We start from the raw sequence: 24,787 nt of genomic DNA, 5'->3' as shown, positions 1-24,787 counted from the left end.
GTCTTGCATACAATGATAATATTGTATGCATATGATGGCAATGATATAATTTTTAAAAAATCAGAAAAAAGGAATGAAAAATTATGCAATTTTCAGAAAAGATTTTAAATACCCCGTCCTCATTCATCCGAAATATTTTGAGAGTAACTGAATCTGAGGATGTCATTTCTTTTGCAGGGGGACTTCCAAACCCAATCTCTTTCCCAATCGAAGCGTTAAAGGCATCTGCGAACCATGCCATTACGGAAAATGGTAGTCGACTATTCCAATACTCTTCTACACAAGGGTATGCGCCTTTACGTGAGTACATTGCCGCAAAATACCAACGTGTACATGGACTAGATATCCATGCTGATGATGTATTTATTACAACAGGATCACAGCAGGCTCTTGAATTAATCGGGAAAGTATTGATTAACAAAGGTGATGGTATCGTCATCGAGGAGCCTGGTTACTTAGGTGCCATTCAAGCCTTCACATTAAGTGAGCCGACTTTCTATGGTGTAACACTTGAAAATGATGGATTAAACTTAGAAGAGTTAGAGAATGCGCTACAACAACCAAATGTAAAATTCGTATATACAGTTCCGAATTTCCAAAACCCAACAGGTCTTACGTATTCTAAAGAAAAACGTCAACAAATTTGCGAAATCATGGCAAAATATGATGTAGCGTTAATCGAGGATGATCCATATGGAGAATTACGCTTCCAAGGTGAGCCACTACCATACATTGGTGCTGGTAAATTAGAAAATAGTATTTTGCTAGGTTCTTTCTCTAAAACAGTTACACCAGGTATGCGTCTTGGCTTTATCATTACAAAGAATAAAGAATTATTGCAGCATATCGAAACAGCGAAACAAGCAACTGACTTACACACAAATATTTTCTCTCAATATGTTATTTATGATTATCTAGCAAACAATGACTATATGGAGCACGTTCAGAAAATTATAGCGTTATATAAAAATCAAGCAGATGCCATGCTTAATGCAATGGAGGAGTTTTTCCCAGCACATGTGGATTACACACGACCTGAAGGCGGAATGTTCATTTGGGCTACAATGAACAACGGTGCTTCGGCAGTAGATGTCTTCGAAAAAGCGATGGACCAAAAAGTAGCCTTCGTACCTGGCGATCCATTCTATACATCAAAAACTGATGTTAATACAATGCGCCTAAATTATACGAATGCAACACCTGAAGTCATCCGCGAAGGAATTAAACGTTTAGGCAGTATTTTATAAAAACAAAGTTATTAAAAAAAGATGGTGTAATTTTCACACCATCTTTTCTTATTAATAAAAGAAGGCTGTTTTTTCAAAGATTGTTTTGATACTTAGTGAATCGAAAATTTAACTAAAGCACCTCTTTCGTTGAATAGCAAAAAGGTAATACTCCTTATTGAAAAAGATTTAATTGGTTCCAAAAACTATGATATCTGCTCTTTCAAATGGTTTATGTTTTTCAACATATATATCTTCTGAAATCATCCAATTATTTTCCCACATATCACGAGCCTCTTCCCCGTCTCTTTCAAGACCTCTTGAAAGCCTAGTTTCTCTTGGACAGTCCACCCATATTGTAAAATCGTATTTATTTGATAATTCCTTGCGAATAGAATAGACACCTTCTACTATGACAGTTCCACCAACAGGAACACTATGCCATTCTGCCATATCATCCGCATCCCAATCATATCGCTGATATCGTGTTTTTATATTTTGATTGATTGGTTCAAGAACTTGATTTAATACGCGCTTCCAATCAAAATCAGCACCAACAGGCTTTTTCTCTGTAGAAGTTTTAATAAGTTGTGAGGATGGTAAGTAAAAATCATCCATATGTACAACAGTTACATTAGAAAATTCATCCTTTAATTTATTTGCAAGTGTACTTTTTCCTGCCCCCCCACATCCATCTATTCCAATTAACAAGGTTGACTGTTTTTTTTGAATTGAATTTATTGACCTAATCAATTGCTCAAAATTATTAAATTCACCATTTTTCGTTTTGAAATTCACTATATCACCACTTTTTAATTGTTTACATAATTAGTTCTTCAAACATTTCATTAATCCTGCTTCTTAAAATAACCTGGTCTGTAGTTGAATAACAGTAAACTACTTAATCCGTATAAAAAGCATCTGATGAATGGTGCTCTTTTTCTTTTCTTAATGCTTTAACTTCCTAGAATAGAATCGGCATCTATTTTGCAGAATATGAGTCAAATAATATGTTTATATAATCAATCCCTTGTCATTAACTTGATAATTCCCATAACGTAAAAAGCAGCCCTCTTCGTACGCTATAGCGTCGAAAAGGGCTGCTTCGCTCAATTCTGAAATTATTTTGTATACGTTAAAACTGCATTTTTCTTAAATTTCGCTAAAGCCTGTGTCGCCTCATCTTTGTTTGTATACTCAAAAATTCGAACGTCCTTTTTATCAAATACTGTAATAACCCACATACAAAATTCTCCCTTCCAATTTGTATTTGTAATATAACAACCACTTAAAACCGTGATACTTTTTTCAAACTGTTTTATAACAATTTCCTTACTTGATTCTTATTTTACGCCATTTTTTTAAAAAATAAAGTATTATGTGAAGCCCTTCACAAACTGTTCAATTTCAAAACGCTTTCATTGAACAATTTGTGAAAACCGGATTTTTTAAGGCATAAAAACAGTTCTTTTCGTTTTAGCATCCGTCACTTTTTATCTCTTATATGCGAATCGCGGGCTTTTCGACGGACCTGAGCAGTTGGTCATGCTATCTGAGCAGTTTTCTTGGTAACCCGAGCACTTTACCTTCCTACCTGAGCATTTCCCCATTGAACCCGAGCACTTTTCTTGCCTACCTGAGCGTTTCACCGTTGAACCCGAGCACTTTACCCTACCTGAGCGTTTCTACGATTTTATCCGTCCGACAGAAAAAGCCGTATGTACGCCTTTTCCACGGCGCACATACGACTTTCAAATTCGATGATAATTAAGTAGTAGTAGTAGATTTTATTTCATAAAGTGAAACTTTAATCAGTGGGGTTTCTTATCCCGCACTGATTATTAGTCTTCACCAATCGGGCATTTACGGGCAGTTCATTACTGCCCGTTAATTCGGGATAAGTTTTTATTTAGCAGAATGCGGCTTCTTGCTTTTCCGATAATTCAATGTCAAAACCTAAATCCTCAAGCATACGATAATCATTGTTTGCTTCTTGTCCTTCAGTTGTTAAGTAATCCCCTACAAAGATACTATTTGCTGCATATAAACCTAGTGGCTGAAGTGACCCAAGATTGACTTCACGACCACCAGAAATACGAATTTCCTTTGTTGGATTAATATAACGGAACAACGCTAAAACCTTTAAACAATAGCGTGGATTTAATTCCTTCGTCCCTTCTAGTTTCGTACCATCAATCGCATTTAAGAAGTTAACCGGAATGGAATCCGCGTCTAATTGATGAAGTGCACGCGCAATATTCACGACATCCTCTTTTGTTTCTTTCATACCAATAATGGCACCCGAGCAAGGTGATATTCCATGCTTTTTCGCAATTTCAACCGTATTAACACGATCTTCATACGTATGGGACGTAGTAATATAGGAGTGATGTCGTTCAGATGTATTTAAGTTATGATTGTAACGATCCACCCCTGCCTCTTTTAATTGCTGTGCCTGTTCTTCTTTTAATAAGCCAAGACAGGCACATACTTTTAAGCCATACTTCTCTTTAATTTCTGTAACAGCTTCACTTACAACATTGACATCCTTTCGAGTTGGCCCACGACCACTTGCCACGATGCAATAAGTGCCAATTTTATTGTCAAATGCTCGTTTTGCCCCTGCTAAAATTTCCTCTTTCGTAATGAATGGATATTTTTCAATCGGTGCTGTTGATTTAGATGACTGTGAACAATAGCCACAATCCTCTGGACAATAACCGCTCTTAGCATTCATAATCATATTTAATTTTACTTTTTTCCCATAGTAATGCTTACGAATAGCAAAGGCACCGTCCATTACCTTTAAAAGCTCATCATCATCACTATTTAAAATGGCAAGAGCCTCCTCATTGCTAATGATTTTTCCTGCAATAACTTCATCTGCTAACTGTAACCAATTCATTTAAACATTCTCCCTCTCTACTTGTATAATTTATCAATTATGTCTCGGCATAATTGCGTGAAATCTTCCTGAGGCTATATCAGCTGATGTTTGATATCTGCTGAAAATAACTTAAATCTGCATTCCTCTCACATCTATAGAGGTGGGAGATTGCCGTTGAAAGAAGTTATTGTCCTTGCTGAATTAAATACTTTGTAAAGTCGCTCGGCCAAAAATGCAGAAGCGATTGCTAAACAAAAATCTGCAACAATGCTGTTTAAAAAGCCAACTACGAAAATATGTGACCAGCTCGTTTTCATATGTAACCAAAAATTCAAAGACACATATAAATATGGGACTGCCACTGCATAAATAATAAAAAGCCCGACAATATTTGCACCGATAAAATGTTTTTTCGTTGGCATATCCACTCTTTCAATCATGAAACCAATTACCAAGGCGGCCAGTGCAAAACCGATAAGGAAGCCAAATGTTGGTTGTAATACATAGGTGATGCCTCCACCTTGCGTAAATACTGGCAAACCAACTAAACCAACCCCTATGTAGACGAGCTGGCTTTGCAATCCATTGCGACTGCCGAGCAAACTGCCTGCTAAAAATACAAAAACTATTTGTAATGTAAAAGGCACTACTGGTAGCGGTATTTTAATAAATGCACCGATTGCGGTTAAAGCGGCAAACATCGCAATCATCACAAGTGACAGTGTTGATTGTCGTTTGAACAACTTACTCCCTCCCGCTCCTCAAAAAATTGCATGATCGTCTCTTTCGTTGTATCAATCATAAAACTCATTTCATCATCAGATATGATGTATGGAGGCATGAAATATAATATATTGCCAAGAGGACGAATCAATAATCCCTTTGCTAAGGCACGTTTATAGATTTGATAACCGATTCGTTCCTCATTTGGTAGCGGCTCCTTTGTTTCACGATTGGCGACTAATTCTATTGCACCAACTAGTCCTACTTGTCGATATTCACCAACAAACGGCAACTCTCCAAATGCATTCATAGCTAGCTTTCGCATACGTTCGCCCTTGTTTTGTATCATATCGATCACACGGTCCTCTTCAAATATTGTCAAAACTTCTAGGGCTACGCGACAAGCAAGTGTATTACCGGAATAGCTATGGGAGTGTAAAAACGCTTTCATTGTACCGTAATCATCATAAAAAGCGTTGTATACATCATCAGTCGTTAAAACTGCGGATAGTGGCAAATAACCACCCGTTAAACCTTTTGATAAGCACATAAAATCTGGAGCAATACCCGCTTGCTCGCAGGCAAATAATGTACCTGTTCGACCAAACCCAACTGCAATTTCATCTGCAATAAAATGAACATCGTATTTTGTACAAAGCTCTCGTAATCGCTTCAAATATAGTGGAGGATACATTTTCATGCCTGCAGCTGCTTGAATGAGTGGCTCAATAATAATAGCTGTAATTTCTTCATGGTGCTGACTAAGCTCCTCTTCAACAAACTGTATACATTGGGCTTGACAGCTTCCAGGATTCTCTTGGAAAGGACATCTGAAGCAATCCGGTCCTTGTGCACGAACTGTATCCAATAAAAGTGGCTGATACACTTCGTTATACAGCCCTACTCCGCCAACAGATAAGGCACCAAGTGTTTCACCGTGATAAGCATCCGTTAAAGCTAAAAATCGCTTTTTCGTCGTTTTTCCCGTCTGCATATGATATTGAAAACTCATTTTTAATGCGACTTCTATGGCTGAAGAACCGTTATCTGCAAAAAATACTTTGTTTAAACCATCTGGCGTTAAGGCAACTAATTTTTCTGCCACCTTAATGGCAGGTTCATGTGAAAAATTCGCAAAGATTGTATGCTCTAATGTAAACGCTTGATCGCTTAATGCTTGACTTATACGCGGATTCGCATGTCCGAATAAATTAACCCACCAGGAAGATACGGCGTCTAAATAGCGATTATTATTTTCATCGTAAAGCCATACCCCTTGCCCTTTTTTAATAACAATTGGCGGAAATTGTTCATAGTCTTTCATTTGTGAGCATGGATGCCAAACATGCTGTAAATCTCTCGTCTGCAATTCAGTTAATGCTTGTTTCATAATTGACCAACCTTTCAAACAAAGAAGTTTGTGATATGGAGTAGTCAACAATCTGTGAAATATCCCCAAGCTTTGGGATCGTCGCATATGACAAATCATGATGTTGTAGAATCGTATTCACATTATCTTGTTCCATCTGACTACCTGTGTCTCCATTAAATACAATGCCAAGAACCTCAACATTACGAGCATGTAATGCCTCAAGTGTAAGCAATGTATGGTTAATCGTTCCTAGTGTTGTTCGTGTGACAAGAACAACTGGAAGCTTACTTTGAACGATGACATCAAGAAGCGTATTTTCTCCATTTGTATCTAACGGGACAAACAGCCCTCCTGCTCCTTCACAAATCACGACATCGTATGTTTGCTGTAACAACTGCATTTGCCGTAATAAATACTCCACATTTATTTGCTGACCCTCCAGTTGTGCAGCAAAATGTGGTGATGCGGCTTCCTTAAACGAATAGCCATTTAAATTTTCTTGCTTTAGACTTTGTAATGAATACTTTTCATACATTGCTGTATCGTAGTAATAGCAATGCCCATTGTCATTAATTTCGCCAGTTTGCACGGGCTTATAAGGCGTGACTTGTAAATCATGCTTTTGTAATTGACGCATCAGTAATGTAGTGATAACCGTTTTACCGACATCTGTATCCGTCCCAACAACCCAAAAATGTTGCATCGTTAACCTCCCCCTCTTTTAAGTTAACTTATCACAGTTTTTAAGTTAACACATTTAATTTTATTTTGTAAATGCTATTTCCATATTTCTTCAAAAACGGCCCTTATCTTTGCAAAAGATAGAGAATTTTGTGATAACTTATACGTTTTTTTCATCAATAAAAAACACTAGATTCTTACCATGTGGCAAAATCTAGTGCTGGTTAATGTATATTTTCATAGGTATGTTAATAATCATCTTTGTCCATTTTTATTAATTAGAAGGCTATTCTAACGTAGAGCCCTATGAAACTTTAGTGCAGACTAGATGTAACTATGACAAAAAATATATAGAAAAATATAATAATTTATGTTTATATATTTGTAAATATATCCATTATGCGGAAGGGGTCTTCTAATGTCCTATCTGGTGCAGTTACTCATTTTCGGCATAACAGGTTCGTTAGTATACTATGGTGTTTACTATGGGACACCTCTTTTAGTTAAAAAGGGTGTCCCATTAATTTATGCTTTTTGGTTCTTCCTTTGGTTTCCTGTAATGAGTTTATTTCCAGTATCATTACTACTGTATCATTTAGAGGGAAATACATGGACATGGCAAAATATTTTGGAAAGATTTCGTTTCAATCCTTTAACAGAAAACGATTGGTACTGGGTTGTGGGAGCAATTATTTTTACAATAATCTTTGACCAACTTCTCGAACCTTTAGGAAAGTTTTTTGCGAGATTTCCAATACTTGCCCCACCAAGTTATCTTCCTGCCCCATTTAATCCATTAAAAAGAATGGAATTACCTCCATCAGAATTTTTCGGTGTTACGCTTTATAGAAATTGGAAAATGATAGCCATATTTATTCCATTACACCTTTTGGCTATGCTATGTGAGGAACTAATGTGGAGAGGTTTTTTCCTTCCTATTCAGCAAGAGATTTTCGGGAATTGGGCTTGGGTAGTAAATGGATTACTTTGGGCATGGGTTATTCATGCTTGTTTGAAGTGGCATTTTATCAATATGCTTCCTAGTATGCTTATTGCTCCGTGGATCGCCCAGTTTACTAATTCAACATGGGCCTCTTTTGTAACCCATTCTGTTGGAAATAGTTTACTATGGATTTTGTTATTAATAGGAATAATAAAAAAAACTAAACCTCAAAACATAAACTCAATTTAATTTTATAATGCAACTTTTAAAGTCTTGTTACATAAGTAAATGTAACAAGATTTTTTTATAAACTCACTAATCCTTTTAAACTTGTATTTCAGCTAGATTTCTATTAATATCCAGAGAATTTTATTGTTTCATTACTTCTCTGAATATTTAGGTAAATTAAAGGGTTTTACTCTTCATTCGTAGTATTAAACTTAACGGGGGTGGCTGTATGTTTGGTATTTTTAAAGAATCAGAAAAGACTACAGATTCTTATGAGCATGTTAGTTTTATTTTAAAATCCTTGCTCACCTACGAGCTAAAAGACTTACCTATTCGATATGAATTTTGGTATCGTGTGGCTATTCGTCAGGAAGAATTGCGAACGTTAAATACCGAGCATCGGGCAAAAATCTCTATGACTACAGCAGTAGGTCGATTTCACCAAACACAATACGAGGGAACGAAACAAAAATTAGCAAAGCTTGAACGTCTCGCAGATATATATAAATCGTTTTGTATTGAGGAAGAACGAGAAGCATTAAATCATCGACTCCATTTTCAGAAAGAAGCGATTTCTGAGCTATATGAGCATGTCCAAAATAAAGAGCTATATATGAATTGTGATGCTGTACAGGAACAATTTTGGGATGCGGTGTGTGAAGATATATTAAATGCAATTGCCCACCTAGATTAAGTAGGTGGCAATTGCAAAGACCATCCTTCGAACATTATTAAATTCCCTCATTCCTCTATCAGTAAACTCATCTTCTAAACGATAAAAGCCTCAAAACTTGAAACATTTCCCACTTTAATTCGTAAATTAATAAAGAGAGGAAGTGAATGACAATAGATATTAACATACATAAAGGTGGCTATATAGAAAATGAAGCCATTATTTCAAACATTCAATTTCAAGTAAACAGAGGTGAGCTCGTTGGATTAATCGGTTCCAATGGGGCAGGCAAAAGTACAACCTTACAAGCAATGATGGGTGTATTACCAATAGTCGATGGTCAAGTGACAATAGGAACTTATGGCTACGTACCAGAAAGACCAATTTTGTATGAGTATTTCACATTGTGGGAGCATATCGATTTTTACATGCGTGTAGCTGGTAAAGAAAATTCTTTAACAAATCGTGCGAATGAATTACTGAAAATTTTTCATTTGGACCATAAACTACACGATTATCCAACAACATTTTCCAAAGGTATGCAGCAAAAAGTGATGCTTATTTTAGCATTTCTCGACAAGCATTCTACTTATATTTTAGATGAACCATTTATGGGGCTTGATCCACAGGCAATGCGTAAGCTCTTAACGATTTTAGAAGAATTAAAAGCGCAAGGTGCCTCCATTTTAATGAGTACACATGCACTCGATACAGCAGAAAAAATATGTGATCGTTTCATCTTGATTGATGATGGCCGAATTTTACAGCAAGGTACACTCGAATCTTTACGCTTAGCAGTGAACCAGGACAAAGCATCTCTTCTTGATATTTTCGACACCCTGCTTGAGGAAAACCACCATGAGTAGTTTATTGCGACAACGAAGAAAATTAGAGCGCTCCAACAATTATAAACTACTGGCAAGCATCGTCGATTGGACAGTCGCCTTATATGTTGTTGTGCCTGCACTAGTCATAGGCTTTTTCCTTTATAAAGACTTTATCTTAAATATAAGTACATCATGGGTCATACATATTCCACTAGTGCTCTTTATTGTACTGTTATTTCTTATTACACGAATTGAAACTATTCGTACCTATTTACAACGAGCCGATCGTCTTTTTTTAATCCAAAACCGAAAACAAATGGTACGGTTAAAACAAGCTGGTCTTTATTGGTCGTTAAGTAAGCACCTAATTTTACTTGTTACTGCCCTTGCTCTATTAGCACCCATTTTTATAATCGTTCATCATGTAACGATATTAGAATTACTTATTTTACTTCTACTACTTTTTACAACTAATTTTACAAACATACTTTTACAATTAAAGCTTCGTAAATGGCAGCAGCTAGTAAGTAAAATTTTCATGTGCATTCTCGGTACAGTTTTCTTTTTATATGTCCCAGCTCTTTTGTCTGCACTTATTTATGTAATTCTTCTTGTTTGTTGCACAAGCTATTATAATAGACATTTTGTTTATAGCACTAAACATTTTGATCAGCAAGTGGAGTTCGATCAAGCAGCTTTTTATAAATGGCAAAGTCTTTTATTCCAGATTGCTCCTGAACTTCGAAGTCAGTTAGTACCGAAATTAAAAAAGCCTCGCCTATTATGGAAAAATTCAAAGCGTATGTTTCGACGTTCTGATTATTTTATAGAGGAATTAGTATGTAAAACGATGCTACGCCAAAAACAGTATCTCTTCGGCTATCTGCGTTTTTTATCAATGGGTATCGGTCTAACTATTATTGTTCCGTCGTGGGCGAAAATTATCGTACTTGGAATTCTTTATTTTACTTTACGTTCAATGATGCAATCCGTGATCCAGCAAACTTTTGAGCATAAAATTTGGTCAATCTTTCAAGTAACCAATGAACAAATTCAGGCAGCTAGCAATCGATTGCTAAAGGGATTTGTAGATCTCCCACTATTGTGTGTCCTTATTATTTTAATTATTATTTTAGTCCTGTAAATAAGGCCCATAACGTGAGGTTGATTTCCGTTCCGACTTTTATATAAATGGTATGTGTTTAAACAAATATCATCCCCTATTTAAACAGGTGCCAGCTTTGTTTGCTAGCACCTGTTGTTTATTATTTATTATCTTCCATTCCTTGAATAAGCATTTTTCTAAATTCCTGAGCTTGGTCGGCTTTAATGGCTACATTGTTATAACGTTTTTTCAGCCCAAACATGAAAGTCACTTCCACAGGCTCCTTCATTTTTAAAATAAACTGTGGATATGCCGCTTCAAAATCACGTGCTATAAAATCAATTGTATCCTTGGATAATTTTCTTTCCAATTGTTCCTTATCCTCAATAAGTTCTTCAATCTGCTCAAAGCGAACTTCTGCTCGTTTCATCAATCCTAAAGACAAATACAATTTATCAGATGTTACATGGACAGGGTTTAAACGAATGGCCTGCATATCCGCTATAAAAAATAGAACAGTGTATACATTTAAAATAAGTAATAAAATAGAAAGAACTATTGATTTTTCATGGAGCCACCAATGAATCCCTATTGTTTCAATGGCTATCCCATGGATTAGCATAATGATAAATGCAATATAGCTCGAGTTTTTATGCAAAGTTAAACCAGAACGTTCTTTTCTCTTCCAGCTTGCAAAAGCATAGTAAAATACTAAAAAATCTGCGCAAAACATTTGGATAATAGGATGCTTTGATGCATGTTTTTCAACTGCTTTTGGAAATGAGAACAAATCTGGCAAAGTAGTTGATCGTACATCCGCTAGAATTCTCGGCATGTAACGAACAAGCGTTGCAACTAGTAAAATTTCGAATAAGATTAGCGTACCTTCAATCGCAAAACCAGCCCAAGTCACTGCAACAAACGGCTTCAAATGTTCTACTGGAATAATAAAACGAGCTGCAATACAACCTGCTGCTGCTAAAATAACCGCTTGTTTTATAGAAAACTTTCCTTTATACAATAGAAATAAAACAGGCATTACAAGAACAAAATCAATTAATGAGCCAATAACAACTCCATTTGTTTCAATTGGTAGAATCGATATACCAAAACCAGTGTTATAAAGCGTGTAGTTGCTAGCAAGTACGAGTAACAAAAAAGCTAGCCATATATTTTGCTTTTTCTTTAATGCAACCATGTTAAATCTCTCCCTTGTCATTTATTTCATGTATAATTCCTTCCTTTAATACAATTTGATTGAGCTTTTGCACAATCTCTTTTAATTGCACGACCTCACTTAACTCAAGCTTCGAATAATATCTCGAAATAATAAATCGTTTTATTTCTTCTTCTCTTTCAAAATATGTAATGCCTGAAGTATCAAGATTTACAAATATTTCACGTCGGTTTTCTGGATTAATGCTCCGAGTTACGTATTGCTGCTCTTCAAGTTTACTAACTAGCTGTCCGACAGCACTAGACGTTATATTCATATAACTTGCAATCTGTCCAATAGTCACTTGACTATTTTTTTTAATAAAATCTAAAAGAATTATTTGCTTAGGGGATAACTCATCACTAATTAAATTATGATGTAATTTTATGAAATGGCTATCCATCGAATAAATAGCTTCATTTATTTCCTCCACAAGCTTATATATAAGTTCTTCATCCTTTGTCATCACTAAATCCATCCTTTAAGTAAAGTTAATAGTAAAGGTATCTTTACTATTAACTTTACTTTATTGCATGTGGTTATTATTGTCAATAAACAATAATAAAGATCATTACCACAACGTGTGCTGATGATTCAAAAATAAACAGTGTGGTCTACTCCAATAACTTTCAGGAATTTTTCATATTTAATGATTAAGATTAAGCGATTCATTGCAAGTGCGGGTATTTACTTCTCTTTCACGGATATCTCCCTGTTCGCGCGATTATATTCTGCTAACCTTTATCAAAAAATTGTTTACGATAAACATGTGGGGAGTATCCTGTATATTTCTTAAATTTATCAATATAGTAACTTACTGTACTAAAGCCTGTTGTTGTAGCAATTGTGGTGATCGATTGCTCACTATCACGTAATAGCTCCATACTTTTGCGAAGACGATAGTGTAGTAAATATGTGAATGGTGTCATGCCGACCATTTTTTTGAAAAAACGGCTACATTCTGCACGGCTTAAAAAAACATGTGTAGCTAAATTTTCTAAAGAAATTTTCTCCTGATAATGAGCATGTATATAATCAAGCATCTCCTTTGCTCGTTCATGCTGGACAATAATTGCTGGATCAAGTATTTCTTCTGTTAGCATTGATTGTGACAAAATAGTTTCCCAAATGGCTAATAACTCTCTCCATACCTTTAGCTCATAAAATACGGCTTGCTCTTGCAGTAATTTCGCCACAATTTCTACTTTTTGCGCCAATTTGCCTGATAGCTTTACATAAGGCAGTCTATTGCTCGTTATATACGGCAGTACATATTTAGTAGCAAATATACTGTTCTTGTGTCCACCTAATAGCAATGGATCCACGTTAATACAGAAAATTGTAGCCATCCCTACTTGAAACGGCTTTGCTTCATGTAAACCTGATGCATTGACAAATAGTCCCTCCCCCTCCTCAAGTACAAAGACATCTGCTCCTACTCGGTATTCCACAAGACCGCTTTTTACATAAACAAATTGAATTTCCTTATGCCAATGTAACGGTAAAAAATCTAGATTATCTAATCGCAAAACCGTCTCATATAAGGCAACTGGAAATTCCTTCGTCCCATGTAACGTTAGCTCTTGTAAATCCTTCGCAATTTTAATATGTTTTAACGTCACTACTTCGTTCACCTCAATATATTGATATTTTTAATCCATTAAATCGATATTTCTTTAGATTACTATTCATTATAATTGCTTTATATTGATAGTTTAGGAGATGTTTTAAGATGAATCAATCTGCACAGAAAAATCGTACGCTTGGTTTTATTCTTGTCATTCTAGGGGCAAGTTTTTGGGGTATTGGTGGAACCGTCGCACAAAAGCTATTTCAGCAGGAAAATATAGAAGTTGGCTGGCTTGTTTCCAGTCGTCTTCTTTTATCTGGCTTATTACTCATCACAGCTTATAAAATTACACATCGTAAAGAGTCTATTTTTGTGATGTGGCGAACAAAGCACAATGCTTTTAGACAAATTTTATTTAGTTTACTTGGAATGCTGGCAGTTCAATATACGTATATGATGTCGATTGCTATAGGCAACTCTGCTGTAGCAACATTATTGCAATACTTAGCACCACTCTTTATTATGGCTTATTATTTAGTCACGAAGCACAGTCAATTGACAAGGCAGGATGGAATAGCTGTGACGCTAACACTTATTGGTACTTTTTTATTACTAACAAATGGCTCGTTTTCTACACTTTCTGTTCCAACGATGGCCGTATTTTGGGGGATATTATCTGGTCTTTCGGCTGCTTTTTATACGCTATATGCCATCCCACTGTTACAGCAGTTCCACTCATTGTTAGTTGTAGGCTGGTCGATGCTTATTGGCGGGATTTTGATGAGTCTTTTCCATCAGCCATGGCAAATTGATCTGTCAAACTGGGCATTTTCGACAATCGCTTACTTTCTGTTTATCGTAATTTTCGGGACAATGTTGGCATTTTGGTTTTATATTGCAAGTTTGCATTATTTATCACCAAAAGAAACTAGTTTACTTGGTAGCCTAGAGCCTCTAACAGCTGTTATCACAAGTGTTTTATGGCTTAAAATTGCCTTTGGGAGCTTTCAGTTTATTGGGACAATGCTAATTCTCTGCATGATATTATATCTTACAGTTTTTCAGAAAAAGAATCGTCAGGAAGGCTTAACCAATCTAGGATAATTCCGAAAGTATTAGTCGTAAATTCCTATGTAAAATTTATAAACTATGAATTTCCACATAAAATTTACATATTATATATATCTTTTTTCCTTAACTGTCTATTATACTGAAAATATCATCATTCAAGGGGGTATTTTTATGGACAAAAAGGTTATTTTTTTCGAGGTTCGTGGTGGCACAGATAAAGGCCCTGACGGCTATCGACAAGATACAATGCCAATGGTGAATGCGCTAAAACAACGTGGACAGGATGCAGAAGTCATTTTCTTTGATGTTACAAAAAAAGAGGAAATTTTTAATTACGTCAAAGAGCAAGGTATTGCCTATGTATCACGTATTAATCCAGGAAACTTACAGCATGAACAAGAGTACTTCGATATGTTGCGTGAACTATGTAATGCAGGTGTCATTGGTATGCCACACCCTGATTCTATGATTGGTTATGGTTCTAAAGATGCATTATCAAAGCTGTCCTCAACGAATTTAGTGCCTGATGATACATTTGCTTATTATACAATTGAAGCATTTAAAGCTCAGTTCCCTACTTCTCTTGCTATTACTGAACGCGTCCTAAAGCAAAATCGTGGATCGACAGGAGAAGGTATATGGCGAGTAAAACTGGTTGAACCCCTTGCTGAGGGAATTACAGAAGTACCACTTGATGCGGAGATTAAATGTACAGAAGCAAAGGATAATCATGTGGAATATTGGAAACTAAGCGATTTCATGACGTTCTGTGAGCAATATATTACTGGTCCAAATGGCATGCTAGTTGATATGCGCTTCCTTCCGCGTATTACTGAAGGCGAAATCCGCTTATTTATGTTACGAAATAAACCAGTTAACGTAGTACATAAAAAACCGGCAGATTCCGAGGACGCATTTAGTGCAACACTATTTTCAGGTGCGCACTATCGTTATGATGCACCAGAAGACTGGGAAGAGCTTGTCCAAAACTTTTTAAGACAACTACCACTCGTAACTAGTTTACTGGGCAATTATGATTTACCGCTCCTATGGACTGCCGATTTCATGCTTGATACAAACGAAGCTGGCGAAGATTGCTATATTTTAGGGGAAATGAATTGTTCATGTGTAGGCTTCACTTCTGAACTTTCTTTAGCACATCAAGTAGCAGAAGAAATTTTAGCTTGTATCCATGAAAATACCGAGATTTCAGCATAGTGAAACCGGTCTTCTTCATTACTGCCCGTTAATGTGGGATAAATAAAAAAGTGCGATCTTCTGATTATATAAGGGTATAGGAATAGAGGATAATTAGCCTATTATAGAGGCTGGTTATCCTCTTTTTATATACATACTATTTTTATTTTGAGTTGGACTTTTAGTTTTCTATTCGGATAAAGTATTTTTCATAAATATCTATTGCTTCAATCTGTGGATTATTTAAATCAATTTTCAACTCACCCTCACGCTCTTCATCTTCTTCACCCAACCAACAAATATAAACTTCACAATAATCACCTTGTGGAAGCAACTCTTTTAGTAAGTGACATAAACAGAGAAAAGTCTTTTTGGAATTTTCATAGTTATGTGGTGAATGAATCTTTTGATATTCATTCATTTGCCAAATAGGGTTACCTTTCTCATAAACTTCATAAATATAAGGCGTAGTAAAATGCTTCTGTTTAACTACATCACGATCTTCTTCATCCGAGAAAATATAATCAATTTCAACTTCATCCTCCGTATAATACTCATTAAGTTTTACTGGAAAATTTAAACCAATATAGGTTGCTATACTCATTTTCACATACTCCTTGTTTTAGAGTGACTTTTATTTAACTTCTCATTGTTTAAGTTCTTCTTCAAGTACACTAAAAAAACGCCCTCACCTGTTGGAGAAACGCCACCATTCTAATTTCATTAATACTTTACCTATCAAATCTTAACAATGTATTGCCTTATTTCATATATGAAATATTTTCCTCTTTCATCTAAAAGTGAGTAAGCCAAGATAAAACAACAATCGCTACGAACAGAATCATAAAAAATGAGCTGAGACAAAAAGAAAAATGTTAGACCTAGATATAATCGGTCTAACATTTCTTTGATTTTAGATGGAAATTCACTTTGATGAAGCAGAAAAGTTATTATCTCTTTTTGTTATTTTTCAAAATAAACGAGTTCTGTCCTAGACTCATTTCTTTACATACGTTTGAAGGTTGTCACCCTAAGATAATATGAGAATCGCACTTTTTATATATAAATCTTAATGGCTTGTATAAATTCATAAATAAAATATCCGGCAAAGCCTATTAATAAAACGCCCGCAACCATCGTAAGCGACTTAATGAACTTACGACTCATCGCTTTACGGGTAACTGAAACAATGGTCATCAAACCAATATCATGCAACAATATGCCACTGAGAACCCCTGCCGCGATCACTAAAAAGTTTGCTGACTCTCCCTGCCCATAAGATTTAGCTAGTACAACTCCAAAAACATTTACCCAAAATACTAGATTCCCAGGTGAAATTGCAACTAGTAAACCATTACGATAAGAAGTAAAAAATGATCTTGTCACTTTCTCTCCTGCAAGCGTAATACCATGATCAGCATTTTTTATAGAGTCCAGCCCTAAAAGGAATAAAAAGCCCGCTCCTATAATCCACATAGGAATTTGAATGATTGGCATTGCTAAAATGGACGCTAGTCCCATATACAATGCAAAAACTAATACAAAATCAATTGTCATACCACCAAGACCGACAGCCCAACCATGCATAAAGCCATTTTTTAGTCCTTGCTTTGTCATTTCTACTGTAATAGCCCCAACAGGCATGGCAATCGCAAGTCCTACCAATACATACGCTACATATAGACTCAACTAAACACTTCTTTCATGCAATAAGATAAGTTTCATACGTCCGTTTATAATTGTATTATAGCATAAAAATACATAAAATGTTATTTTTACTAATAAATATTCATTTTTTATATGCTGATACTTAGTTAATCTATTTGTATGATATTATTGGGAAATCTATTCTTATTGCCATTTAATTCGCTTTGGCATAATTACATCCGGAGTTTGATTTGCGCCCTGGACGCTGTCAGTCATTTCGGTAATGTCACAGGACGATGCAGGTCAGTTAGCCGTTTTGAATGTTGACTTTCTTTACAGTTAACAGAGCAATTACCATCAATATTGCACAGCAAGCAAATAAACTAAGTAAAAACATCCCACCTCCCGAATAACCCCAATATTCTACAAGTGAACCGAAAATAGGTGGAATTAAAAATACACCAATGGATGCAACCATTATACTAAATCCACTTGCAAAACCACTCATAGATTTTTCCACACTTTCAACAGCTAGCGTCATCCATATACCATTAAAGCCAGCAAGAGAAAAACCTACAATAGCTATACATATAACTATTAAACTAGAGGAATGTATAAAAAGTACATAAGGGTTATCCCAATTGTGCTCAGCATTGTAATGATTAACAATACGCCCCATCGATTTCTATTAAAAAATTTATCACTAATAATACCCCACAACACTCGCCCGCATGCCCCACTTATTTCAGAGATAGCCAAGCATATTCCAGCACTATAAATTGACCAGTCCTTTATTTCATACAAAAATAATATAATGTACGTGTTAAATGTAATTTGAACACCCATTAATATGAATGCAGAGCTATTCGTAAAAAATAGCCATTTTGAGTGAAAGAAAATGCGTAACTGCTGACGTAAAGGCATCTTAGTAGCCATCTCACTTTGTGAATCTTCTTTTGTCTTTAATACAAAAGGTATGATGAAGCTAAACAATAATAATAATACTGCTGCAACCGACAATGTGTAGCGCCAACCGATGTACGCTACCAACGGAATCAACACAACACTCGAGCCTGCTGACCCTAGTGTGATAGACATCTGTTTTACACCCATTAGTAATGAAACTTTATTTATCGGAAGTGTATTCACAAGAAAACGATTTGTGACAGGATGCATTCCTCCATAACCCATCCCTGCTAGTACAACAAATAGTAAGGCCAACGAATAATTGTCTATCCAAGCAAAACTTAAAAAGCCTGTTCCAACAACAGTCATCAAGCAAACCATCATTTTACGGGTACTTAATCGATCTGCTAAATACCCAATTATCAACGTTGCTATAAATTGACCAATAAAAAGGGCAGTTGGAAGGAATCCTAACTGCCCTTTATTCAGTGATAAGTCAGCACTAATATAGAACATTAAAGGGCTAATGCTTCTCCCAACAAAGGCAGTTAAAAATTGAGCAATGATGATCCACATTGCGATAAATTTCATCTGTTGCATAATTTATCAAAACCACCTTTTACTCTTAATGAGCACATTCGCAAAGATTTATTTCTACCTAATAAAGTAATAGAACTTTTCAGATTTGTTTTTTAGCTAAATTTAACCACCACTTTTGCCATTACCTTGTAAAAATTAATATACCTAAATACTTTTAACTAAATACTCCCTACACCCCCAACCATTTTGGTACGAATAATACAAGGTCCGGAATATATGTCAGGAATAATAGTACGACAAATGAAATAACTATAAATGGAAAAACATTCTTTACTAGCGTTTCGAATTTCACATCCGCCATCGATGATACTATGAAAAGTCCTGTACCTACTGGCGGTGTTAATAAGCCCAACGTTAAGTTAATACAAATGATGACTCCAAAATGCACCGGGTCAATATTAAATGCTATTACGAGTGGCATCATTACAGGTACTAGAATTATTAATGCTGCAATTCCATCTAGTAGCATGCCGACTATTAACAATGCTAAATTCACTAATAATAAGAATACCCATGGACTTTCTGTAATACTTAACATACTTTCTACTAACAATTGTGGAATCCGTTCAAATGCAATCATCCATCCAAAAATATTTGCCATAATAATTAAGTACGTTACCGTTGCAGTATTTGTCACCGTATTGATCAGCATTTTAGGGAGCTTTTTAATATCTAACTCTCTATAGAAAAATAAACCTACAATTACTGCTAGTAAACAAGCAATAGCAGCAGATTCTGTTGCTGTAAATACACCCGTTAAAATACCTACAACAATTGTAATTGGTATTAATAGTGCTGGAACTACTTGTAATGTATTGCTTCTAATAACTGTCCACGAAGCACGTTCACTTTTCGGGAAATTTTGTTTATAGCCCATATAAGAAATAACTAAAATAAAAACAAGTCCATAAATAATCCCTGGGACAATTCCAGCCATAAATAAAGCACCAACCGATGTACTTGATAACGTACCATAAATAATGAAAATCATACTTGGTGGAATAATAGGTGCGATAATAGAAGATGCTAGCGTTATAGACGCTGCGAATTCACGTTTATAACCCTCCTTTTCCATTTGCGGTACCATTACTTTACTCATCATCGCAGCTTGGGCATTAGCTGATCCTAAAATCGATGCTAAGAACATATTAGCAACAACTGTAACATAGGCCAATCCTCCTCTAAAATGCCCGATAAGTACACGAGCAAATTGAACAAGCCTCGTTGTAATTCCTCCCTCATTCATAATTTCCCCCATTAACATGAATAACGGAATCGCTAATAGTCCAAAATTTTCAAGACCTGAATACATACGTAATGGTGTAGAATTTAATAATGTCATCTGACCATTTAATATGAAATAAATAACTGTCGTAATACCAAGCACCATCGAGATTGGAATACCAATTATAAGTAAAAGAAAGAAAATTACGAGTACAATATATGTCATGTATTTTCTCCCTCTCTATTCATAATTGTGTCAATCAAATGTGAAATAAGATGAATTGCTGCAAAAATTAATCCAACAGATACTGCACTATATGGAATCCACATTGGCAATTGCAATGAGCTAGATTTTTGCAGCAACATAGATGGGTGCATCATCCATTTATAAGAGTAATAGATTAATATAAATAAGAATGCAATCATGATGCAATCCTGAATAATCCTCAATATTCTCTTATTACGCTCGGATACAGCATCGTATAAAAATGTAACAGAAGCCTGGGTGCCATATTTCAGGCCCCAGCTTCCTCCGATAAACGAAGTCCATATTAATAAGAAAATCGAAACTTCACCAGCCCAAGGGATGGGATCTTTTAAAAAATAACGAAAAATAACAGCAAATATCATTAAGACAGCTAGAGCAGCCATTAAAATGGTCATCAGAAATTCTTCGATTTTAGTAATGCCTTGACTAATTTTCGCCATTTAGCCATTCCCCCTAATTTACTTACGGAATTCTTTGATAAACTGTTTAATCAAATCTGATTTCGCACTGTACTCGGCATCGAAAGCTTCGATTTGCTCTTTAAATACATCTGCACCTAACTCATAAACAGTCATTCCTTGACTGGCAAGTTCCTTTTTGAATTCTTCTTCTTGTCCAGAGCGAGTTTCTACTGCATAAGCTATTGCTGCTTGTAAGGAATCGTTAATAATTTTTTGAGCCTCTTCAGATAATCCATCAAGCATCCTCTCATTTGTGACGACAATTGATGGCCATACCATGTGGTTTGTAACAGCTACATACTTGGCTACTTCAGAGTATTTATTTGTGATTGTCGCATCTAAGTCCATATCCATTCCGTCAATAACGCCTGTCTGTAAAGCTGAATATACTTCTGGTAATGGTAAACCTTCTGGCGCAGCTCCCGCTTCTTTATAGAATATTTGAAGCGGCGGACTTGGTGTTACACGCATTTTTAAACCTTCTAAATCAGAAGCTTTTTTAACTTCTTTTGATTTGAATACCATCGTACGTTGACCAGCGAATAAGTAATCTAACCCTTTTAAGCCCGTTCCTTCTATTTTCCCTAAAATTTCACGTGCAATATCCGTATGACTTGCATCAGATGCTTCTTGTAAATTTTTAAAAGTGTACGGTGCGAACCACGCGGACATCTCAGGTGTACGTGCACTTAAATACGCGGCTGTAATAAAAGCAAAGTCTATTGAGCCTGCTTCTACTTGTTGTACCATATCTGCTTCAGTACCTAATTGACTCGCAGGGTAAATTTCAAGTTCCATCTTGCCATCTGAACGTGCCTTTAATTCTTCATTAAATTTTTCAGCTGCTTTATGCCACATATGATCTGTTGATGTAATATGTGCAAGCTTAAATTTCATCTCCGGAATATCTCTACCCGAACTATTTGTTGATTCAGCTGATTTGTTGTCTGTTTCCTTTGTTGCGTTCGAGTTACTACAAGCTGCCAATACAAATAAAAGTGCTAGTAAACAACTAACTAGCGTAAACTTTAGCGGTTTTTTCATAATAAAATATCCCCTCTATTTTTGATTTATTATGTTGCATTTGTTATTGCTCCGCCTTCGTCTTTCCACCTGTTCCCCAATGAATGGGTGATACTTCTATTAAAATAACGCGTACACTATCCTTTGGAACTTGTGCCGTTTGAACAATGGCAGCTGTTACTCCCTGAATAATTTCTTTCTTTTGCTCCACAGACCGTCCTTCTAACAACTGAATTTGAACAATTGGCATACTTAGTCCTCGCTACTTCACAACTAATGTTAGTTTGCCGAGTGTCCCATAGTCTGCTTCTACTTCATCACCGGCTTTTACTGGAATTGCATCAGTTATGCCACCTGTTAAAACTAGTTGACCAGGTAAAATACCCCTACCTTCTTTTGCTAACATCGTTAATAATTCGATGACTGAATAAATTGGATGACCTAGCACCGCTGCTCCTGTACCATGTAATTTTTCTTCTCCATTTTGTTTCAAAATAACTTCTGTAGAAGCCCAATCACATGCATATGGTGAAAACGCTTGCGCACTCAACCATATTTTTGATGAAGAAGCATTATCAGCTATTACATCAGGTAATGTAAATGAAAAGTTCTTATAGCGGCTATCAATTACTTCAAGTGCTAGAAATACATTTTCAATCGCATCCCAAACCTCTAAAGGTGTTAAATCCGCTCCTTGTAGCTCTTTTTTAAAAGCAAAGGCCACCTCTGCTTCAACACGTGGATGGATATATTCAGAAGCTGTAATCTCATTTGCCCTAAGATTCATTTTTGAAGTTAAACGCCCATAAATTGGAGAATTCACCCCCACTTGTTGCTGTTTAGCAATGCTCGTTAGGCCCATTTTCCAACCGATAAACCGATTGTCAGCTGTCATCGTTTTTTCCATACTAATTTTCTGAATTTCATATGCTTCTTCTACTGTAAGATTTGGTTTTGATTCGGTAATCTTTTCAATTGCCTCTGTTGTTGCTTGTGCTTCCGCTACTCGCTCAGCATATTCAAATAAAGACACTATACGCTCCCCACTTTCTGTTGTGCGATTTTCTGTGCTACTTCAATGATTGTATCTTCTTGTCCACCTACAACATTTAATTTGCCTAACTCTACTAAAATATCTCTAGCATCGACGCCCACTTTTTCAGCGGCTATATTTGCGTGAAGTAAAAAGCTCGAATATACGCCAGCATAGCCCATTACTAAACTACCTGTCGTAATATCTTGAGGATGTGGCAAAATATTGGCACGAACATATTCAGCCAAATCGAGCATTTTGTATAAATCTATGCCTATTTCAATACCCATGCGATTTAATACAGCGACCAATACCTCGGTTTGTGTATTGCCTGCACCTGCACCTAAACAACAGATACTACCATCGATACGCGTAGCACCTTCTTGAATCGCTACAAGTGTATTGGCAACAGCTAGAGACAAATTATTATGCGCATGAAAACCAATCTCAATGTTTAAATTAGTACGCAATAGACGAATACGATCCTGTACATCTGAAGGTAGCATAGCTCCCGCTGAGTCCGTGACATACACAGCATCAGCTCCATATGATTCCATTAACAATGCCTGCTCTAATACTTTTTCAGGTGATGCAGAATGTGACATCATTAAAAAACCAAATGCCTCCATACCTAGTGCTTTCGCTGTTTCAATATGTTGCTTTGATACATCCGCCTCAGTTACATGTGTTGCGACACGAACAACTCGAGCACCAGCTTCATAAGCCTCTTTCAATTGATGTATCGTGCCAATTCCAGGGATAAGTAAAACTGTTATTTTAGAATCTCCAGCAACTTCTACTGCCGCTTTTATTAACTGAATATCGTGCTCTTTAGAAAACCCATATTGAAGTGACGAGCCTCCTAAACCATCTCCATGCGTGACTTCGATATACGGTACACCTGCATCACTTAATTGCTTCGTTACATAACGAACTTGCTCAGAAGAAAATTGATGGGCAACTACATGACTACCATCACGAAGTGCAACTTCTGTTAAATAGATCTTACTCATACACTTCCACCTCCCTTAAGTGCATTGTTTTTGCAATTTCTTCAGCCACTTTCAACCCAGCAGCCGTCATAATATCTAAATTTCCAGCGTAGATCGGTAAATAATCTCCCAATCCTTCTACTTCAATAAATACCGTAACTTTCTTTCCATCTACAATTGGATCTAGCTTCAAACGATAGCCTGGTACATATTCATTTACATTTGCGACCATATTTTTTACGGATTCTATAATTTCTTCAGCATTAGCTTCATCTTCAAGTAGACATAATACCGTATCACGCATGAGTAAAGGTGGCTCTGCTGGGTTTAAAATAATAATTGCCTTACCTTTTTTTGCTCCGCCAATCAGCTCGATTGCATTTGATGTTGTTTCTGTAAATTCATCGATATTAGCTCGTGTTCCTGGACCTGCACTTTTTGAAGCAATCGTTGCAACGATTTCAGCGTAAGCAACGCTTTGTACACGGCTAATAGCATTGACGATTGGTATCGTCGCCTGACCCCCACACGTAATCATGTTTACAACAGGCTTTTCAATATGCTCTGTCAAATTCACTGTCGGTACAACAAATGGACCTACAGCCGCTGGGGTTAAATCTATTAATCTTTTGTTTAAACCTTGTAAAGCTTCCACATGTGCAATATGTGCTTTTGCTGATGTTGCATCAAATAAAATATCAGCCAAATGTGGTTGTTCTAGAAATCCTTCAATACCATTAGAAATCGTCTGAAAACCCGCCTCTTGTGCAAGTCTTAAACCATCTGATTCAGGATCAATACCAATAAGTACTGACATTTCTATGTACGGAGATCGTTGAATTTTCACCATTAAATCCGTACCAATATTTCCTGATCCAATAATGCCCACTTTAATTTTTGTCATGGTAGCTTTG

At 36.0% G+C, this 24,787-nt stretch carries 27 protein-coding genes; 7 read left to right on the top strand and 20 right to left on the bottom strand.

Annotation, left to right across the window (positions count from 1 at the left end; all coding sequences use genetic code 11):
* Window positions 1-83: 83 nt before the first annotated feature.
* Complete coding sequence (locus ACMZ42_RS11210; protein ID WP_370081738.1) at window positions 84-1,247, top strand: PLP-dependent aminotransferase family protein; 1,164 nt, start codon at window positions 84-86, stop codon at window positions 1,245-1,247.
* Window positions 1,248-1,415: 168 nt separating this feature from the next.
* On the opposite strand, the gene ACMZ42_RS11205 is transcribed toward ACMZ42_RS11210, so the two are convergent.
* From ACMZ42_RS11205 to bioD, 6 genes are all read right to left on the bottom strand, one after another.
* The gene (locus ACMZ42_RS11205; protein ID WP_415731612.1) at window positions 1,416-1,979 is read right to left on the bottom strand and encodes a uridine kinase family protein; all 564 of its coding nucleotides are present in this window, start codon (window positions 1,977-1,979) and stop codon (window positions 1,416-1,418) included.
* Between the two features lie 368 nt (window positions 1,980-2,347).
* Entirely contained in the window at window positions 2,348-2,470 is a 123-nt protein-coding gene (locus ACMZ42_RS11200) for a hypothetical protein (protein ID WP_255350007.1), read from the bottom strand.
* Window positions 2,471-3,135: 665 nt separating this feature from the next.
* Window positions 3,136-4,131 carry a biotin synthase BioB gene (bioB, locus tag ACMZ42_RS11195; protein WP_415731502.1) on the bottom strand — a complete coding sequence of 332 codons (996 nt, stop codon included), beginning with the start codon at window positions 4,129-4,131 and terminating at the stop codon, window positions 3,136-3,138.
* A gap of 134 nt (window positions 4,132-4,265) precedes the next feature.
* A complete protein-coding gene (locus tag ACMZ42_RS11190; protein WP_415731501.1) occupies window positions 4,266-4,856 on the bottom strand; it encodes a biotin transporter BioY in 591 nt (196 codons plus the stop codon).
* The gene (gene bioA, locus ACMZ42_RS11185; RefSeq protein WP_415731500.1) at window positions 4,823-6,226 is read right to left on the bottom strand and encodes an adenosylmethionine--8-amino-7-oxononanoate transaminase; all 1,404 of its coding nucleotides are present in this window, start codon (window positions 6,224-6,226) and stop codon (window positions 4,823-4,825) included. Before bioA ends, ACMZ42_RS11190 begins: the two co-directional genes overlap by 34 nt.
* Complete coding sequence (gene bioD / locus ACMZ42_RS11180; RefSeq protein ID WP_415731499.1) at window positions 6,207-6,911, bottom strand: dethiobiotin synthase; 705 nt, start codon at window positions 6,909-6,911, stop codon at window positions 6,207-6,209. The genes bioA and bioD overlap by 20 nt, the downstream gene beginning before the upstream one ends.
* 396 nt (window positions 6,912-7,307) lie before the next feature.
* On the opposite strand from bioD, the gene ACMZ42_RS11175 reads away from it, so the two are divergent.
* The 4 genes from ACMZ42_RS11175 to ACMZ42_RS11160 all read left to right on the top strand — a co-directional run bounded on the left by ACMZ42_RS11175 (window position 7,308) and on the right by ACMZ42_RS11160 (window position 10,704).
* The gene (locus ACMZ42_RS11175) at window positions 7,308-8,081 is read left to right on the top strand and encodes a type II CAAX prenyl endopeptidase Rce1 family protein (protein ID WP_415731498.1); all 774 of its coding nucleotides are present in this window, start codon (window positions 7,308-7,310) and stop codon (window positions 8,079-8,081) included.
* Window positions 8,082-8,289: 208 nt separating this feature from the next.
* Window positions 8,290-8,754 (top strand): hypothetical protein, encoded by a 465-nt coding sequence (locus ACMZ42_RS11170; protein WP_415731497.1) that lies wholly within the window; start codon window positions 8,290-8,292, stop codon window positions 8,752-8,754.
* A gap of 146 nt (window positions 8,755-8,900) precedes the next feature.
* On the top strand, window positions 8,901-9,599 hold the full coding sequence (locus ACMZ42_RS11165) for an ABC transporter ATP-binding protein (RefSeq protein WP_415731496.1): 699 nt from the start codon (window positions 8,901-8,903) through the stop codon (window positions 9,597-9,599).
* Window positions 9,592-10,704 (top strand): ABC transporter permease, encoded by a 1,113-nt coding sequence (locus ACMZ42_RS11160; RefSeq protein WP_415731495.1) that lies wholly within the window; start codon window positions 9,592-9,594, stop codon window positions 10,702-10,704. The genes ACMZ42_RS11165 and ACMZ42_RS11160 overlap by 8 nt, the downstream gene beginning before the upstream one ends.
* 121 nt (window positions 10,705-10,825) lie before the next feature.
* Here ACMZ42_RS11160 and ACMZ42_RS11155 read toward each other — a convergent pair whose 3' ends face one another.
* The 3 genes from ACMZ42_RS11155 to ACMZ42_RS11145 all read right to left on the bottom strand — a co-directional run bounded on the left by ACMZ42_RS11155 (window position 10,826) and on the right by ACMZ42_RS11145 (window position 13,503).
* Window positions 10,826-11,863, bottom strand: a complete 1,038-nt coding sequence (locus ACMZ42_RS11155; RefSeq protein ID WP_415731494.1) for a beta-carotene 15,15'-monooxygenase — start codon at window positions 11,861-11,863, stop codon at window positions 10,826-10,828.
* 1 nt (window position 11,864) lies between these two features.
* Window positions 11,865-12,347, bottom strand: a complete 483-nt coding sequence (locus ACMZ42_RS11150) for a MarR family winged helix-turn-helix transcriptional regulator (RefSeq protein WP_370081718.1) — start codon at window positions 12,345-12,347, stop codon at window positions 11,865-11,867.
* A 268-nt stretch (window positions 12,348-12,615) separates the two neighbouring features.
* Window positions 12,616-13,503: an AraC family transcriptional regulator gene (locus tag ACMZ42_RS11145; RefSeq protein ID WP_415731493.1), complete on the bottom strand. Its 888-nt coding sequence runs from the start codon at window positions 13,501-13,503 to the stop codon at window positions 12,616-12,618.
* A gap of 110 nt (window positions 13,504-13,613) precedes the next feature.
* Here ACMZ42_RS11145 and ACMZ42_RS11140 point away from each other — a divergent pair, with 110 nt between their 5' ends.
* Together ACMZ42_RS11140 and ACMZ42_RS11135 are read left to right on the top strand one after the other, a co-directional pair.
* A complete protein-coding gene (locus ACMZ42_RS11140; protein WP_415731492.1) occupies window positions 13,614-14,555 on the top strand; it encodes a DMT family transporter in 942 nt (313 codons plus the stop codon).
* A 138-nt stretch (window positions 14,556-14,693) separates the two neighbouring features.
* Window positions 14,694-15,740, top strand: coding sequence for a Cj0069 family protein (locus tag ACMZ42_RS11135; protein WP_402874639.1), 1,047 nt, complete (start codon window positions 14,694-14,696; stop codon window positions 15,738-15,740).
* Window positions 15,741-15,900: 160 nt separating this feature from the next.
* Here ACMZ42_RS11135 and ACMZ42_RS11130 read toward each other — a convergent pair whose 3' ends face one another.
* The 11 genes from ACMZ42_RS11130 to ACMZ42_RS11080 form a co-directional block, all read right to left on the bottom strand.
* Window positions 15,901-16,323: a hypothetical protein gene (locus ACMZ42_RS11130; RefSeq protein ID WP_415731491.1), complete on the bottom strand. Its 423-nt coding sequence runs from the start codon at window positions 16,321-16,323 to the stop codon at window positions 15,901-15,903.
* Window positions 16,324-16,775: 452 nt separating this feature from the next.
* A complete protein-coding gene (locus ACMZ42_RS11125) occupies window positions 16,776-17,408 on the bottom strand; it encodes a LysE family transporter (RefSeq protein WP_415731490.1) in 633 nt (210 codons plus the stop codon).
* 265 nt (window positions 17,409-17,673) lie between these two features.
* Entirely contained in the window at window positions 17,674-18,045 is a 372-nt protein-coding gene (locus ACMZ42_RS11120) for an MFS transporter (protein WP_415731489.1), read from the bottom strand.
* Window positions 17,964-18,872 (bottom strand): MFS transporter, encoded by a 909-nt coding sequence (locus ACMZ42_RS11115; protein WP_415731488.1) that lies wholly within the window; start codon window positions 18,870-18,872, stop codon window positions 17,964-17,966. Before ACMZ42_RS11115 ends, ACMZ42_RS11120 begins: the two co-directional genes overlap by 82 nt.
* Before the next feature lie 169 nt (window positions 18,873-19,041).
* Window positions 19,042-20,322 carry a TRAP transporter large permease gene (locus tag ACMZ42_RS11110; protein ID WP_370081704.1) on the bottom strand — a complete coding sequence of 427 codons (1,281 nt, stop codon included), beginning with the start codon at window positions 20,320-20,322 and terminating at the stop codon, window positions 19,042-19,044.
* Window positions 20,319-20,804 carry a TRAP transporter small permease gene (locus ACMZ42_RS11105; RefSeq protein WP_415731487.1) on the bottom strand — a complete coding sequence of 162 codons (486 nt, stop codon included), beginning with the start codon at window positions 20,802-20,804 and terminating at the stop codon, window positions 20,319-20,321. Before ACMZ42_RS11105 ends, ACMZ42_RS11110 begins: the two co-directional genes overlap by 4 nt.
* A gap of 18 nt (window positions 20,805-20,822) precedes the next feature.
* Window positions 20,823-21,869 carry a TRAP transporter substrate-binding protein gene (locus tag ACMZ42_RS11100; protein ID WP_370081700.1) on the bottom strand — a complete coding sequence of 349 codons (1,047 nt, stop codon included), beginning with the start codon at window positions 21,867-21,869 and terminating at the stop codon, window positions 20,823-20,825.
* 43 nt (window positions 21,870-21,912) lie between these two features.
* Complete coding sequence (locus tag ACMZ42_RS11095; RefSeq protein WP_370081698.1) at window positions 21,913-22,098, bottom strand: 2-hydroxymuconate tautomerase; 186 nt, start codon at window positions 22,096-22,098, stop codon at window positions 21,913-21,915.
* Window positions 22,099-22,110: 12 nt separating this feature from the next.
* On the bottom strand, window positions 22,111-22,881 hold the full coding sequence (locus ACMZ42_RS11090) for a 2-keto-4-pentenoate hydratase (protein ID WP_415731486.1): 771 nt from the start codon (window positions 22,879-22,881) through the stop codon (window positions 22,111-22,113).
* Window positions 22,881-23,894, bottom strand: a complete 1,014-nt coding sequence (dmpG, locus tag ACMZ42_RS11085; RefSeq protein ID WP_415731485.1) for a 4-hydroxy-2-oxovalerate aldolase — start codon at window positions 23,892-23,894, stop codon at window positions 22,881-22,883. Before dmpG ends, ACMZ42_RS11090 begins: the two co-directional genes overlap by 1 nt.
* The gene (locus tag ACMZ42_RS11080; RefSeq protein ID WP_370081692.1) at window positions 23,887-24,777 is read right to left on the bottom strand and encodes an acetaldehyde dehydrogenase (acetylating); all 891 of its coding nucleotides are present in this window, start codon (window positions 24,775-24,777) and stop codon (window positions 23,887-23,889) included. The genes dmpG and ACMZ42_RS11080 overlap by 8 nt, the downstream gene beginning before the upstream one ends.
* Window positions 24,778-24,787 lie beyond the last annotated feature (10 nt).

Origin of the sequence: Lysinibacillus sp. NPDC056185, from assembly GCF_047737915.1 — a bacterium.
Taxonomy (GTDB): Bacteria; Bacillota; Bacilli; order Bacillales_A; family Planococcaceae; genus Lysinibacillus.
This window is presented reverse-complemented; position numbering and strand designations above follow the sequence as displayed.